This is a genomic window from Methylobacterium sp. E-005 (genome assembly GCF_022829725.1).
GTDB lineage: Bacteria > Pseudomonadota > Alphaproteobacteria > Rhizobiales > Beijerinckiaceae > Methylobacterium.
Genome location: NZ_JAKSYG010000050.1, coordinates 1 through 13,732, shown reverse-complemented (window position 1 = coordinate 13,732; position 13,732 = coordinate 1). Strand labels below are relative to the sequence as shown.

At 69.3% G+C, this 13,732-nt stretch carries 21 protein-coding genes and 1 tRNA gene; 11 read left to right on the top strand and 11 right to left on the bottom strand.

The features are described 5' to 3' along the window. Entirely contained in the window at nt 1-924 is a 924-nt protein-coding gene (locus MKK88_RS04750; protein WP_243997451.1) for a hypothetical protein, read from the top strand. A 13-nt stretch (nt 925-937) separates the two neighbouring features. On the opposite strand, the gene MKK88_RS04745 is transcribed toward MKK88_RS04750, so the two are convergent. Continuing rightward, entirely contained in the window at nt 938-1,801 is an 864-nt protein-coding gene (locus tag MKK88_RS04745) for a DMT family transporter (protein ID WP_409566617.1), read from the bottom strand. 293 nt (nt 1,802-2,094) lie between these two features. On the opposite strand from MKK88_RS04745, the gene MKK88_RS04740 reads away from it, so the two are divergent. Beyond that, on the top strand, nt 2,095-2,493 hold the full coding sequence (locus tag MKK88_RS04740) for a PRC-barrel domain-containing protein (RefSeq protein ID WP_243997450.1): 399 nt from the start codon (nt 2,095-2,097) through the stop codon (nt 2,491-2,493). Here MKK88_RS04740 and MKK88_RS04735 read toward each other — a convergent pair. After that, nucleotides 2,483-2,833 carry a hypothetical protein gene (locus MKK88_RS04735; RefSeq protein ID WP_243997449.1) on the bottom strand — a complete coding sequence of 117 codons (351 nt, stop codon included), beginning with the start codon at nt 2,831-2,833 and terminating at the stop codon, nt 2,483-2,485. The two genes, MKK88_RS04740 and MKK88_RS04735, sit on opposite strands and share 11 nt — an antisense overlap. Nucleotides 2,834-3,111: 278 nt before the next feature. Between MKK88_RS04735 and MKK88_RS04730 the strand changes: the two genes are divergently transcribed. The 6 genes from MKK88_RS04730 (at nt 3,112) to MKK88_RS04705 (ending at nt 6,958) form a co-directional block, all read left to right on the top strand. Further along, entirely contained in the window at nt 3,112-3,606 is a 495-nt protein-coding gene (locus MKK88_RS04730; protein WP_243997448.1) for a phosphohydrolase, read from the top strand. A gap of 198 nt (nt 3,607-3,804) precedes the next feature. Continuing rightward, nucleotides 3,805-4,032 carry a hypothetical protein gene (locus MKK88_RS04725; protein WP_243997447.1) on the top strand — a complete coding sequence of 76 codons (228 nt, stop codon included), beginning with the start codon at nt 3,805-3,807 and terminating at the stop codon, nt 4,030-4,032. A 196-nt stretch (nt 4,033-4,228) separates the two neighbouring features. After that, the gene (locus MKK88_RS04720) at nt 4,229-4,633 is read left to right on the top strand and encodes a DUF2231 domain-containing protein (RefSeq protein WP_243997473.1); all 405 of its coding nucleotides are present in this window, start codon (nt 4,229-4,231) and stop codon (nt 4,631-4,633) included. After that, complete coding sequence (locus MKK88_RS04715; protein WP_243997446.1) at nt 4,630-5,970, top strand: PQQ-dependent sugar dehydrogenase; 1,341 nt, start codon at nt 4,630-4,632, stop codon at nt 5,968-5,970. Before MKK88_RS04720 ends, MKK88_RS04715 begins: the two co-directional genes overlap by 4 nt. 25 nt (nt 5,971-5,995) lie before the next feature. After that, on the top strand, nt 5,996-6,202 hold the full coding sequence (locus MKK88_RS04710) for an Rmf/CrpP family protein (protein ID WP_243997445.1): 207 nt from the start codon (nt 5,996-5,998) through the stop codon (nt 6,200-6,202). A gap of 597 nt (nt 6,203-6,799) precedes the next feature. Then, the gene (locus MKK88_RS04705) at nt 6,800-6,958 is read left to right on the top strand and encodes a hypothetical protein (protein ID WP_243997444.1); all 159 of its coding nucleotides are present in this window, start codon (nt 6,800-6,802) and stop codon (nt 6,956-6,958) included. Between the two features lie 45 nt (nt 6,959-7,003). On the opposite strand, the gene MKK88_RS04700 is transcribed toward MKK88_RS04705, so the two are convergent. The 3 genes from MKK88_RS04700 to MKK88_RS04690 all read right to left on the bottom strand — a co-directional run bounded on the left by MKK88_RS04700 (nt 7,004) and on the right by MKK88_RS04690 (nt 8,176). Then, on the bottom strand, nt 7,004-7,165 hold the full coding sequence (locus tag MKK88_RS04700) for a hypothetical protein (protein WP_243997443.1): 162 nt from the start codon (nt 7,163-7,165) through the stop codon (nt 7,004-7,006). A gap of 365 nt (nt 7,166-7,530) precedes the next feature. Further along, entirely contained in the window at nt 7,531-7,938 is a 408-nt protein-coding gene (locus MKK88_RS04695; protein ID WP_243997442.1) for a hypothetical protein, read from the bottom strand. Nucleotides 7,939-8,091: 153 nt separating this feature from the next. Beyond that, a tRNA-Lys gene (locus MKK88_RS04690) sits at nt 8,092-8,176 on the bottom strand. A 137-nt stretch (nt 8,177-8,313) separates the two neighbouring features. Here MKK88_RS04690 and MKK88_RS04685 point away from each other — a divergent pair. Beyond that, entirely contained in the window at nt 8,314-9,840 is a 1,527-nt protein-coding gene (locus MKK88_RS04685) for a tyrosine-type recombinase/integrase (protein ID WP_243997441.1), read from the top strand. Here MKK88_RS04685 and MKK88_RS04680 read toward each other — a convergent pair. Then, nucleotides 9,800-9,991 (bottom strand): hypothetical protein, encoded by a 192-nt coding sequence (locus tag MKK88_RS04680; protein WP_243997440.1) that lies wholly within the window; start codon nt 9,989-9,991, stop codon nt 9,800-9,802. The two genes, MKK88_RS04685 and MKK88_RS04680, sit on opposite strands and share 41 nt — an antisense overlap. A gap of 49 nt (nt 9,992-10,040) precedes the next feature. On the opposite strand from MKK88_RS04680, the gene MKK88_RS04675 reads away from it, so the two are divergent. Beyond that, nucleotides 10,041-10,241: a hypothetical protein gene (locus tag MKK88_RS04675; protein ID WP_243997439.1), complete on the top strand. Its 201-nt coding sequence runs from the start codon at nt 10,041-10,043 to the stop codon at nt 10,239-10,241. A 159-nt stretch (nt 10,242-10,400) separates the two neighbouring features. Continuing rightward, the gene (locus MKK88_RS04670) at nt 10,401-10,964 is read left to right on the top strand and encodes a metallophosphoesterase (RefSeq protein WP_243997438.1); all 564 of its coding nucleotides are present in this window, start codon (nt 10,401-10,403) and stop codon (nt 10,962-10,964) included. 35 nt (nt 10,965-10,999) lie between these two features. Here the strand turns inward: MKK88_RS04670 and MKK88_RS04665 are convergent, their stop codons facing one another. From MKK88_RS04665 to MKK88_RS04645, 5 genes are all read right to left on the bottom strand, one after another. Further along, the gene (locus MKK88_RS04665) at nt 11,000-11,284 is read right to left on the bottom strand and encodes a hypothetical protein (RefSeq protein WP_243997437.1); all 285 of its coding nucleotides are present in this window, start codon (nt 11,282-11,284) and stop codon (nt 11,000-11,002) included. After that, on the bottom strand, nt 11,274-11,651 hold the full coding sequence (locus tag MKK88_RS04660; RefSeq protein ID WP_243997436.1) for a hypothetical protein: 378 nt from the start codon (nt 11,649-11,651) through the stop codon (nt 11,274-11,276). Before MKK88_RS04660 ends, MKK88_RS04665 begins: the two co-directional genes overlap by 11 nt. Beyond that, nucleotides 11,614-12,069 (bottom strand): hypothetical protein, encoded by a 456-nt coding sequence (locus tag MKK88_RS04655; RefSeq protein WP_243997435.1) that lies wholly within the window; start codon nt 12,067-12,069, stop codon nt 11,614-11,616. The genes MKK88_RS04660 and MKK88_RS04655 overlap by 38 nt, the downstream gene beginning before the upstream one ends. 124 nt (nt 12,070-12,193) lie before the next feature. Next, nucleotides 12,194-12,733, bottom strand: a complete 540-nt coding sequence (locus MKK88_RS04650) for a hypothetical protein (protein ID WP_243997434.1) — start codon at nt 12,731-12,733, stop codon at nt 12,194-12,196. Nucleotides 12,734-12,815: 82 nt separating this feature from the next. Beyond that, a complete protein-coding gene (locus MKK88_RS04645; RefSeq protein WP_243997433.1) occupies nt 12,816-13,403 on the bottom strand; it encodes a hypothetical protein in 588 nt (195 codons plus the stop codon). Between the last annotated feature and the right edge of the window lie 329 nt (nt 13,404-13,732).

The window sequence follows — 13,732 nt, the reverse complement described above, 5'->3', positions numbered from 1 at the left end:
ATGTGCACGAGGCTGGCCGCGACGGCGTTGGCGATTCTCGTCGCGGGAGCTACGCTCGTGCCTGCCCGCGCCCAGCAGGACGCCCTCCAGAATCGCCTCGGCGGCCCCCTGCCCTCCCCGTCGATCACGACGCCGGATCTGCCGCCCGCCCTCCCCTCCGCCGAACCGGAGGCGCCGCTCTCCCTGTCGGCGGTCCTGTCAGGGCCCGGGGTCGCGCTGCGCCAGGGCCTCGCATGGCGGATCTACGAGGAGGCCGGCGACGGGATCCGCCCCTCGATCGTCGCGCGCTCATCCGAGGCTGAGCCGCGCTTCGTCCTGGCGCCCGGCACCTACACGGCGACCGTAACCTACGGCTTCGCCAGCGCATCGAAGCGGATCGTGATGGCGGGCCAGCCGATCACCGAGACGCTGCGGGTCGCGTCCGGCGCCCTGAAGCTCTCGGGTGCCATCGGCGATCAGAAGATCCCGCCGGGTGAGGTCTCGTTCTCGGTCTTCGTGCCGGTCGGGACCAATTCGGAGGGCCGGCTCGTGCGCTCCGGGATCAAGACCGGTGAGCTGCTGCGGCTGCCGGAGGGCACCTATCACGTGGTGTCGATCTACGGCGAGTCGAACGCGATCCAGCGGGCCGATCTTCGCGTCGAGAACGGCAAGGTGACGGAGGCGACCCTCAACCACCGGGCCGCGACCGTGACCCTCAAGCTCGTCGCGGCACCGGGGGCGGAGGCCTTTGCTGGAACCGCCTTCTCGGTGCTCACGCCCGGTGGCGACACGATCCGCGAGGCGATCGGCGCCTTCCCGCAGGTCACGCTGGCGGAGGGCGACTACGTGCTGATCGCCCGACATGACGGACAGGTCTATACCCGCGAGTTCAAGGTGGAGAGCGGGCTCGACCGGGACATCGAGGTGGTGGCCAAGGCGGGCTGACGCGCGGGCCGCCTCACGCGAACCGCCGCGCCAGCGCGACGCAGAGGGCGACCGCGGCCGCCGCACCGATCATCGCGGGCTCGATCCGCTCGCCCAGCACCAGGGCGGCCACGCCGAGCCCGAGGAACGGCTGCAGCAGCTGGAGCTGTCCGATTGCGGCGATCCCACCCCTGGCGAGTGCCCGGTACCAGAACACGAAGCCGATCAGCATGCTGAACATCGCCACGTAGGCCAGTCCCGCCCAGGCCTGCAGCGGGATGGCGGCCGGCTCGTCCGGCCTGAGGGCCAGCGCCAGCGGCAGGCTCACCGGCAGCGACACGACCGTGGCCCAGGCGATCACCTGCCAGCCGCCGAGGCGCCGCGCCAGGACGCCGCCTTCGGCATAGCCGAGGCCGCAAACGACAACCGCCGCGAACATGAGGACGTCGCCGGGGCCGGGCGGACCGGCGAGTCCGCGCGCCGCGAAGACAACGGTGATGAGCGCCCCGCAGATCGACAGCAGCCAGAACGCGGGCGACGGCCTCTCCCCCGAGCGGACGGCACCGAACAGCGCGGTGGCGAGGGGGAGCAGACCGACGAACACCGTGCCGTGTGCCGCGCTCACCGTCCGCAGGGCCAGGGCCGTGAGGAGGGGGAAGCCCACGACCACGCCGGCGGCCACGATGGCGAGCGCCGGGATGTCGCGGCTGTGCGGCCGCCGCTGCCTGAAAAGGGCGAGGGCCGCCGCGCCGGCGATCCCGGCCAGGGCGGCCCGGGCGGCGCTCAGGAAGAGCGCATCCATCCCAGTGAGCGCGAGGCGCGTCGCCACCAGCGAGGCGCTGAAGATGGCGACGCCGATCAGGCCATCGATCCACGGTCCCGCGGCGCGGTCCCGCATTGGCGCCATCCCGACCGCCTGTTCCACCACGACGCCCTCCCGTCTGCTTCACCGGGCCGGAGTGACATCGCCGGAGGGCGGGGGCCAGGGACGAAGACGCGCCGAACCGCGGATCTGTCCTGTCGCCGGGTCAGTACGGTCCAAGGCCGTGATGCGAGCGAATTCCCGATTCAATCGGCGGCGCGGAGAGCGAATGGTTCCATGTTCCGCAGGTTAACATTTCCGTGCCGGGCCGGAACGATAAGGGGTGCTGAGGCTTACCAGCGACCCATTTCGGGCTTTTGGAGATTCCGATGCGTCGCCTCGTCCTCGCCACCCTCGCTGCCGCAGCCCTGGCCGGCCCGGCCTTCGCCGCCAATGAGGCGCCCCCGACCGTCGCCCCGAAGTTCGAGTCGGTCCCGCAGGACGCGGTCCTGAGCTACAACCTGATCGGCCTCAACATCACCGACGCGCAGAACAACACCGTCGGAGAGATCAAGGATCTCGTGATCGATCACGACAAGCTGACCGGCTACATCGTTTCGGTCGGCGGCTTCCTGGGCATGGGCGAGCACTACGTCGCGGTCACCCCGTCGTCCATCGCGCTCGGCTACGACGCCAACGCCAAGAAGTGGAAGGCGATCATCGGCGCCACCAAGGATCAGCTGAAGTCGGCGCCCGAGTTCAAGTACGACGGCAAGTTCAAGCGCTGATCATCGGAAAATCGTCCCCGGCCCCTCGTGGGTCGGGGACGGCCACCGGCCGTTCGGACGCGCCCGGCAACGTCTTGGATGACGACCGGGGCCCCGCGCCAGAGGGGCCGTCGAGCGCCTCTCGCGCCATACGGGCGACGACCGCGTCCCGTCGCGCCTGACGCAGGATGATGCGCGCCGCGGCCCGCGCGTTCGCCGCGCGGAGCTCGGCCTGCGGTCCACCTTCCCGCAGCGCCCGCCACGCGAGGGCGCGAAACCACTTGGCGTTGGCGAGCGCAGCGACCCGGCGGCTGATCGGACCGCCGACATCGAGCGGCTTCTCCAGTGTAACGGACGCCATTGGCTCAATCCTGGACTGCGACCCGTCGCTTGTCCGTTTGTGAGACAAGAAATGGAGCTATCGCGGCATTTGGGCAATAGTGATGCCGCTTGTAACTGTCAGATCTGAAGCGAAGATTCGGCATCCTCCGAACACGGGAAGCTAGGTGGCGGTCTGACCCGGCTTCGGTGTGGCAGGCCGCCGGGGTCCTGGCCCGGGAACGCAGCGGCGCGGCAGCGAATTCCCGCCTGGGAACGTCCGAACCGAACGGCAGCGGGACGTCTGCCAGGAGGTGCTGCGTGCCGACGATCTTCGACGCTCATACCTTCGCGCTCACCGCCCATGCGGGCCAGCTCGACAAGGGCGGCGAACCCGGCATGCGCCACCTGGAACGCGTCGCCAACGCCGCCCTCGCCCGGGCCGGCCATGCCCGACTGGTCGACGGCTTGGATGTCGACCCGCTGCAAGTCATGCAGGCCGCGCTGCTGCACGATGTGCTGGAAGACACCCCGCACACCGCGTCCGACCTGCGGGCGGCCGGCTTCGCGCCCGCGATCGTCCGGATTGTGACGCTCCTCACGAAGCCTGAGACCCGGATCGCCTACTCGGACCGGATCACCGCGTTGATCGAGACCGGTGATCTTGCCGCGCTCCTCGTGAAGATGTCCGATACCGAAGACAATCTGTCCCCCGCCCGGATCCCGCCATCAGCGCCCTTCCTGCGTGAGCGCTACACCCTCGCGTTCGCACGCCTTCGAGAGGCCGCCGCGGCATCGGGCTATACGGGTCGCTGAGACCGGCCGGAACCGCGGGTTCGCCGTCCGGTTGGCCAAGGATCCGGCCCAGGATCAAGCGGACGACCTGTCCTTCGGAGCGAGGATCGTCCCGCTCTCGCTGCCGGGCCGAACAGGGCGATCTGCCTCCCGTGCATCCCAGCCGAACAGCCGCTGATGCCCGGACGTGGGCGCCGAGCAACGGGACACCGCAGCCTCATGAGCACATCGAAGAAGAACCCGGCCGCCGACCGGCATCATGGGGGACCAGGCAGCAGTCACCAGGATGCATCCAAGCCACCGGCGGACCATCACGATGGCCCGGAGCCTGGCGCACCTACGAGTGATTCCAAGTCACACGTGTCTGGGGGCGGCGGTGAGCGCGACAGTCACCACACCCATAGCGGGAAGGGCCGGGCACCGGACCGTACCGACCGGTCCCATTGAGGGGCTGCCGTCCCCGGTGCGGTTCCGGCTGCCCAGGCAGACCGGACCCGTTCGCGGAGGTGGGCAAAGCGGGAACATTCATGGGTGCCCGCGGTAGATTAAGTGGCTCACGAGATGATCGCGTGACGAGGATGCTCGCTTGATACAGCTCAATCCGCAATCGACCGCACAGGTGGCAGGACATCCGATCCACGCGATGCTGGTTCCGATCCCGATCGTCTGCTTCGTCGGGACGCTGGTGACCGACATCGCTTACTGGTTCACCGCCAACATGCAGTGGGCGAATTTTTCCGCGTGGCTGCTCAGCGTCGGACTGATCGGGGCGGCCCTCGCGGCCCTGGCCGGAATGGTCGATTTCTTCGGTGATCGCCGCATTCGGCGGATCCGGACAGCCTGGATCCATGGCGCCGGCAATGCCGTGGCCCTGGCGCTGAGCATCGTGAACGTCTTCGTGCACAGCCGCGACGCCTACACGTCTGTGGTGCCGACCGGCCTCCTCCTCTCGGCCGTCGTTGTGCTGATCCTCGGGGTGACCGGATGGCTCGGGGCGGGCCTGGTGCATCGCCATGGTGTGGGCGTCCAGGCAGGAGAGCGGGCATGAGCAACGGCCGATCGATCATCACCGTCGCGATCCTGCTGCCGCTCTGTGCCTGCGGGCCGGATCCGATCGATCCGCGGACGCAGATCGGGCCAAACCCGCCGCTGCCCGAGCCGCATCAATACCTGCTGCCGCCGATGCACGTCTCCAGCGCCGTCGGCTGGAAGGACGGCGAGACCCCGCAGGTCGTCGCGGGTCTTCAGATCAACGCACTGGCCACCGGCCTGAAAAATCCCCGCTCGATCCTGGTCCTGCCGAACGGCGACATCCTCGTGGCCGAGAGCGGCGGCCCCACTCCGCCGGTCAACCGGCCGAAGGAGATCATCATGGGCTGGTTGGAGCGGAAATCCCACTCCGCCGAGACGCCCGGCCAGCGCATCACCCTGCTGCGGGATGCCGACGGCGACGGCGTGCCGGAACAGCGCTCCGTTTTCCTCGACAAGCAGAACTCGCCGTTCGGCATGGCGCTTGTCGGAGACGATCTCTACGTGGCCGACACCGATGCGGTGATGCGCTACCCCTACAAGGCCGGCGAGACGAGCATCACGGAGCCCGGCGTCAAGCTGACCGAGCTGCCGGCGGGGCACATCAACCATCACTGGACGAAGAGCCTGACCGCCAGCCCAGACGGGACCAAACTCTATGCGGGCGTGGGATCGAACAGCAACATCACCGAGAACGGCCTCGACGAGGAGAAGGACCGGGCGGCGATCTGGGAGATCGACCGGGCGACCGGCGCCCATCGGCTCTTCGCCACCGGTCTGCGCAACCCGAACGGCCTGACGTTCGAGCCGAAGACCAAAACGCTGTGGTGCGTTGTGAACGAGCGCGATGAACTCGGCCCCGATCTGGTACCGGACTACATGACCTCGGTGAAGGACGGTGGATTCTACGGCTGGCCGTACAGCTACTGGGGGCAGCACGTCGATCCGCGGGTGATGCCGCAGCGGCCTGAATTGGTCGCCTCGGCGATCATGCCGGACTACTCGCTGAGCTCCCACGTCGCGCCACTCGGGATGACCTTCTACACCGGGACCGCCCTGCCGCAGACCTATCAGGGTGGCGCCTTCGTGGGTGAGCATGGGAGCTGGGATCGAAGCCCTCTGAACGGCTACAAGGTCGTCTACGTGCCGTTCGAGAACGGCAAGCCCTCCGGCAAGGCCCAGGATGTCGTCACGGGCTTCGTGACCGACAAGAGCGAGGCCCGCGGACGTCCGGTCGGCCTGGCGGTCGACAGCCACGGCGCGCTCCTCATCGCCGATGATGCCGGCGGAACGGTCTGGCGGGTGACGGGCGCACAGTCGCAGTCTCAGGCCGTACCGAACGCGGTCGTTCGATAAGCGAGCGCGACGCGCGGGAGGCCACGTGACGATCTCAGACCGTTCACCGACGGCGATCAGCGACGAGGGACGACACGCGCGTGACCGCGGCGACCCGGTCACCGCGAACCCGTATCCGCCGGGTTCCGATACGCATCGCACCTGGGATCGCGGTTACCACATGCCCGATGCCGAAGCGCCGGCAGCGGCGCCGGTCGCCGGGGAAGCGGGTCGTTCCGATCAAACACCGTGACGCTGCCGCCCGGCGGCGCGCCCAGGAACAGCCGCGCTGATGGTGGGTTCCCCGGAGGACTGGCGGCTTTTCGCAGATCGCTGCCGGCCCAACAGGGAGACTGACGCCATGAAACTTATGACGCTCGCTTTCGCCGGCCTCATAGCCCTTGCCACGCCCGCCCTGGCTGCCGAGAGCGGTGGTACGTCTCGCTCCGGCACGACCAACAGCACGGGTCCGAACGATGCCGGTTCGGGATCAAGCCCGGGCGCGCGGGGCAGCGGGCCGACGACCGGATCGATGAGCCGTTCCGGGACCACCAACAGCACGGGCCCTAACGACGCCGGATCCGGATCGAAGCCCGGCCCCACCGGCCGCTGAACCGCCGCTCCAGCGTCGGAGCGATGCCCCGCCCATCTATGCCGGGCGGGGCGGACGAACCCGACGCGACCGCTCAGACGCTGCCCTATCCGTCGCCCTTACGCCGTCCGTTGCATCTAACCCAGCGTCCGTCTGAGGCGGGCGAACCTCACCTTTGCCCCCGGGCACGGGACCCGGCACGGAACGTGTGTCGGCTGGTAGCGCTTCAATCCTCCAGACACGCATCACGGAGACCCCATGCTGCCGCTCAAACAGATCATCGGCCTCGGGCTTCTGGTTGTCGGCCTCGCCGCCTGCGACGACAAGCAGGCGCAGAACAATACGCCGACGAAGCCGGATACGCAGAAGATGGAGCCGCAGACGGACCAATCCGCGCCGAGTCCTCAGAAGCCGTAGCGGCTCAATCGGCTGCTGCCGAAATCGAGGTCTGGCGGTCGAACACTAATTCCCGGTGCTCTTCGGCTCCGCGTGTGCGTCGCCACTGAGATCGGTGATCATCGGGGTGGCGGCTGCGAAACCCAGGGCGGCTTCCGCGATCAGGTCATCGAGGGCGTCGATGAGGTGGAGTGTCCGATCGACGGCGTTCCACAAGATCCCGTTCATGACTGCCCCCGCGGGCGGCGTGCGCCGCCATCGATCGGCGGCGCCTCAAAGGTTGCGTGTCATGCGATACGCAGCGGCCGTGATCAGACGAAGTGCATCGGCAGGGCGCGGTTGAGCATCTCGGCGTAGGTGCCGGCCAGGACGGCGAAGGTCGCCACGGCGGCAGCGGCGGCGACGGTGAGGCGGGTGGTGAGGGGCATCGTCAGTCTCCATCGGATCCGCATTGGTGTTCGCGGCATGTCTCCGATGTAAGCTCAAGCTTTCAGGATCGACGTGCTCCGGCACACGACGGCACAGCGTGGCGGGCCGAGCGTACGATCCCGTCGTCGCCCTCCTCCTGGCCGCATCAGATGTTCCTGTCGGTATCAGCAGTTCGCACAGATCGGTCTGGTCGTCCGCTGGCCCTCGCGTTCGAGGCGACCCAGGGTCGCGTCCCGCCCCCGGACCGGCAATGGCGTGCCACGCCGGTTTCCGTCGCCGGCGGGCGGCGTGCTGGCCATGCCGTTCGGGCTTGTTCCATCATCAAGGCCGGCACGACCCGCATTCCGGCTCGGCACGATGGCCGACCGGACGATCGGCTCAGCGCCGATCGGTGCCCAGGCTGCTCGGTCGCGGGCGGCTGCAGCGAGTTGAGCATCGGGATCGATACCGGCGCCAACGCCGAGGTCGGCCCTCAAGGGCTGGCCGGGCTCGACGTTGCGCGGCAGGGCACCATTCGAGATTGCGATCGGTGCGAGTCCCGCCGGGGGCGGCGTGGTGGCGGATGTTCCCACGCAGGCACTGAGCGTGGTCGTACAACAAAGCAGGATCCAGATCCGAAGTGCGACGATGGCTCGCTCCTCTGGGTCGGGGGCCCCGCCCGAAGGCCGAGGAACTCCGAGCCGCGGTTTGTGCCACCGGCATCAACGCTGAGCGTGATCAAGGAATGGTGGGCGCACTAGGGTTCGAACCTAGGACCCGCTGATTAAGAGTCAGCGGCCCATGCCCCTCCCGGGCGGGGGCAGGCGGCCCAAAAGATACTGAACGGCGTTTCACTTCCGGTAGCGTCCACAGCGGTTTACCCTCGCGCGAGCGATTCCCCTCGACGGGGACCGCGGGACGGGTGATTTTCCTGGCCCCGCCCAAACCCGCCCAAGGAATCCGCCCAAATGCCCCGCGCCAAGGCCGCCCCGAAGGCCCCGCCAAAGCCGAAGGTGGATTGGCCCCCGAGGGGCGCCGTCGACATCACCGCAACGTTCATCGAGCGCGCCGGCCGGGAACAGCGGCCGGGCGTCGCGGCCGTCGATGTCCGGGACAGCCGTGCGCAGGGGCTGCTGCTGCGGGTCAGTCCGCGGACCGTCACGTGGGGATGGAAGGCGGAGCGGTTCGGGAAGACGATGCGCCTCAACCTCGGCCCGGTGGACGGGCTGACCATCGCCCAGGCCCGCGCGATCTGCACCGCCGCCACGACCATGCTGCGGTCCGGGAACGGCCTCCCGACCGACCGGTGGTTGGTCCTCCACCGCGTCGAGATGGGGCTGACGACCCCGGAGGAGGCCTACCCGGACATCGTCCACCTGAAGCCGCTGAAGGCCGTCGCGCCCCGCACGTGGACTTACACGAAGGCCGTCGACGAGTACCTCGCGGCCCATGCAGACGAGTGGCGCAAGGCCGCCCACGACGATGCGAGGAAGGTGCTCCGGCACCCGGTCCTGCGCCGGTTCGCGCCGCTGCCGGTCGCGACCATCACGCCGGACGACCTGCAGCCCATCCTCGGGGAAAAGGCGAAGACGCACCACCGCCAGTCCGAGGCGATCTTCGTCCGGCTCAGGCACTTCTACACGTGGCTGGCGACCCCGGGGCCCCGGCGAGACAGCGGCGTGCCGAAGGGGTGGCTGGACGACCTGCAGCGACCGAAGAAGCCCAAGGCCAAGGAGGGCGAGGCGCCGCGGGGGCAGCGCGTGCGATTCCCGACGATGGACCGCGTCGGCCTTCTGGTCGCCCTGGCGCGCACGGATCTCCTGGAACCGCGGTTCTCGGCGGCGGTGATGCTCCTGGTCTCGACGGTGCAACGCCGGCGGGCCATCGCGACGGCGCGCCTGGAAGAGCTAGCCCCGGTGCCGGACCAGCCGGGCTGGGGCATCTGGCGGCTGCCGCCGGTGCGCCGGAAGACGGGCGAGCGCGCCTCCGCCCAGGCCCACCACGCCGTCCCCCTGCCGCCCCCGGTCTGGTCCGCCGTGCGGGAACAGGTCGAGCGCGCCGGTGAAGGTCCGTGGCTGTTCCCGGGGATGCGGCCGCGGCGGGCCGGCGTCGCCATCGAGCACCTGTCCGAGTCCGCGATCACGCACCTGCTGGCCGCCCTACCCGTGGACGCTTCGCCCCACGACCTGCGGCGGGCGTTCCGGTCCCACGGTGCCAGGACGCTGCGCCTGCCGGACAGCACGCTGGACCTCATCCTCGACCATGCCGAGGGCGTCGCCCCGGGGTCTGTGTCGGAGCGGCACTACGCCGACGACGACCGGCTCGACCTAAAGATTCCGGTGGCGACCGCCTGGTGGACGCATGTCGAGGAGTACGTGGCGACGGCGCGGTTCGATCTCGACAAGGTGCGGGCGGACTTCCTCGTGGCCAAGGCCCGTCAGAAGGGACGCGAGTTCAAGCCGCCCGCGTCCGCTGCGGCCGCCGCGCACGGATAGCCCGCGACAGGACGCGGGCGACGTCCCGGGGGCGCTCGGCGCGGATGAAGCCCATCCGCCCGCCGGCGTCCGCCATGTCCTCTGCCAGCGACCGCAACACGGCGTCCCGCTCTTCGCCGGCGGTCGCCATCTCGACGTCCTCGTAGCCCATCCGTCTCTCCGTTATGTGAGAACAGATATAGAATATCTGGGAGCCGTCAATGATCCCTCCGAACCCCGAGGCATCCGGTCCCGTGCGCGGCACGGGCTGTTTCCTCCACGACATGGGCTACCCTGACCCCGAGGGCGCACGCACGCGCTTCCTGCTGGAGAACGACCTCGGCGTGGCGGTCGAGGATGGCCGGCTGACCCCCAACGAGGCCGCCCGCATCCTCGCCGCTGCACCGGCCAGGGAACCGTAAACCACCCCGGGAATCGCCGCTTGCCCGTGCCCCGGGGAGCTGGCAGGCCAGGGATTCCATCTGCCATCGAGGCCACCGTGAAACCGATAGCCGCCCCCCTCGCCGAGATCCCAAACCCCGGGGCGTGACGCCGTGCGCGCAGCCCCACAGGAGGCTGCCGTGAAGCAAAATTTCAGTTCCGCCACGACCTGGTTCACCGCCGACGCGCATTTCGGCCACCGCGGCATCCTCGCGATGGAGGGCCGCCCCTGGGACGACATCGCCCGCCACGACGAGGACCTCATCCACGCCTGGAACTCGCGCGTCCGGCCGGACCACGACCTCTTCTTCCTGGGCGACTTCGCGATGAATTCGTCGTCCGAGCGGTGCCAGGATGTGTTCGCCCGACTGAATGGCCGGAAGCACCTGATCATCGGCAACCACGATGGGCCCCGCCACCTCGCGCTTGGCTGGGCCAGCGACCCGGCGGACCTCCGGACCATCTTCGTCGACGGCGTCCGGATCGTCCTCTGCCATTACGGCCTCCGGACTTGGAACGGCATGTGGAGGGGGGCGCTGCATCTCTACGGCCACAGCCACGGGAAGCTTCCGGGCACGTCCCGCAGCCTCGACGTCGGGGTGGACGAGTGGGCCTACCGGCCGGTCAGCCTCGGCGAGATCCGCGAGAGGATGGCGACCGTTCCGGACGAGCCCGAGGAACGCCGGCTGGCGGACGCGGAATGAGAAAGGGCCCCGGCATCGCTGCCGGGGCCCTTCGTTCATCGGATGAGACCCGGGAGGGGCGGTGTCGTCACCGCGTCGAGCTCCTGGGCCACATCGTGGAGGCGGTCCCCGGCCTCCCGCAGGGCCTCCGCCAGGGCCCCGGGGACCCAGGGCGGGATGTCCATGGCCCCGGTTGCCCACCGTTGGATCATGCGCCTGTCGAGCGATTCCCGGGGCGACGTAGGGTGGCGGGGCCCGAGGGCCTCCGCGACCGTGCGGACCCAGTCATCCCCGCCGGCGCGGAGGGCCTCCCCGGCACGGGCCAGAAGTTCAGGCGTCATGGGTCGGTCTCCAGAGCACGTGGCCACTGTACGTATTGTACCAAGCCACCAGGACCGGCAGCGTCCCGGCGCCGAAAACCGCCCATGCGAGGACGTGACCGTCATCGAGGCAGCACACGAATCGCCCGAGCGACGGGTCCGCGGAGAACCAAGCCGGCGGGGTGCCCGGGCGGGCCGCGGCGAGCCGGTCGGTGACGCGCTCGGCCTCGACGGCGTTGCAGCCGCCGACCGCTTGCCTGATGGCCTCGGTGGACTGGCATAAGAGCGCGCAGGCGGCCAGGAAATGCGCCGGTGTCGCGAGGTAGGAGGCGATCTGCATCGTCGCCCCCTCAGCGGTATACGGCGAGGCCGAGGGCGAGGTCCTCATCGTCGAGAGGCTCCAGCGCGTCGGAGAGGGCGAGCCAGTCGAGGTCGACCATCCGGGTCTCGTCGACCTCGGGCTGGCGCCTGCCTGCCCTGGCGGTGGGCGTGAACACCATGCGCACGCAGTACGCCCCGACGGCGCCGACGGAATCAGCGTGCCGCTCCCACGCCACGTACGCCGCGGACGGCGAGACGCAGGACACCACGAGGTCCAGCCCCGTGCCCTCGATGGGCTCGAAGTTGTTCGTCGGGTCCACGACGGTCATGTGGAACAAGAGGGTCGCGCCCCCGACCATCCGCAGGGCGGCGGCGTCGGCGAGGTCCTCGCGCTCCTGGCGCGTGAGGGCGCGCTCGGGCTTGCTGATCCGCGTCGGGGCGGTCCAGCGGGGGTTCTTCCGGGGGGCGAGGTGGTCGTGCAGCATGAGCGGTATTCCGGCTGTCGGGCGGCAGGGCCTGCCCGGGTTGGGGGTGGACTATCCGGCCCCCGGCGGGCCGCCATCATCGTGGCGGCCGGCGGGAGGCCGGGGCTGGTGCCCCGGCTGTGGTTCAGTAGTCGGCGTCGAGAACCTCGGCGAGCTCGTCCAGGGTCGTGTCGTCCGAGACCCGCGTCGTCCCTTCGCCCAGCCAGTGCCCGCGGCCGAACTCGTCCGTGTCGTGGACGTGGACGTCGTATGTCTCCTGTCCTTGGTACCAGTAGCGACGGATCTCTCCCCCCGAAAGGTGGTAGAAGATCTCCGGGCAGATCTCGCCGCCGTCGAGCGCCACGGTGCAGTCCTCGTCCGCGTAGTAGCCTGGCTCCGGGGCGTCGTCCTCGTCCTCGGCGACCTGCCTCGCCGTGCTGGACTCCCTGACCTCCCAGGCCTCCTTGAGGGAGGCGTACCCTGCGCCGAGATTGCGCCGGAGATGGTCGAGGGCATCGTCGTAGCCGTGACGCCCGTTGGCGGGCCTGCCGTTGGCATCGAGGAGGGCGACGCCGCCGTCCGCGTCGAGGCTAAGGCCGATGTCCTGGCCGAGCCAGAATTCGCTATCGGAATCGGCCTCGAACCCGAGGGCCACGATGTCGGTGGTGAAGGTGTTGCGGTCCATTGCGGTACTCCGTCGTTCGGGCGGCATGGCCTGCCCGTGAGGAGAAGGTAGCCCTCCGCCTCGCGGGCAACAAGGGTCGGTTTCAGGATTTCGTTTCGGGCGGGGTGCCGGGCTCCAGGTCGAGCGCCATCTGCCTAGGGTCCGGGCCGGGGTCCGGTGTCCGGATGGGCGGTAGCCGGCGACGGGCCTGCGCCTGCGCGACCCGTTCGGCATGCCTCCGGGCGTTCTCGGCATCGCGAGCGCGCATCGCCTCATAGTACACGCGGGTCCGGCGGATCTCCTCGGCGACGACGGCGCGCCCCTCGGGCATGTCAGGGTCCAGCGCGGGGGGGAATGCGTGGTCCTCCGCGATGCCGGTCTCCCTGGCGTAGACGGCCCGGAGCTTCTCGCCCGGCTGTCCACGACCCACGACGAGATCGACGATGAACCTCCAGCCGGCGCGGCGCGGCATGTCCCTGCGCAACTCGACGAGCTGCGCGAGAAGCTCGGCGACATGCCCGTCCGTCACCGGCTCGCCGGGGCAGTGCACCGTCCAGCCGCCGGCGTTCATCAGTGTGGTGTAGCCCTCGTCGCAGTGGTCGGTACCATCCGCGTCGGCGAGGAACTGACGGGCGTGCGCCCGCTCGGCCTCCGTCAGTTCGTCCCTGGTGATTGTGACCCAGTCGATCATCGGCTCGTCTCCGGTCAGAGGCCGGTGGCCTCGATGAGCGGAGGAATCCAGACAACGCGGTGCGACGCGAGTCCAATCGTCTTTAATGATTAAGACGGGATCGAGTAGACATCCTCGCAAAACCTAGGTCCACCCGCAACTCGGAAGTCGCCCGACGGTTAATGACCGGTTAATATACACTAATGCTCGAAATCCCGAATTGGGAATGACGCGCGCCGGAGCGCGCGCCAACCCGGTTCAGCGGTGGTTGTCTTTCGTCGCGGGGGTGACCGGGGCATCGTCGTAGACGCCGGAGATCTGTGCCGCGATGCCAAGGCCCATAACAGCGA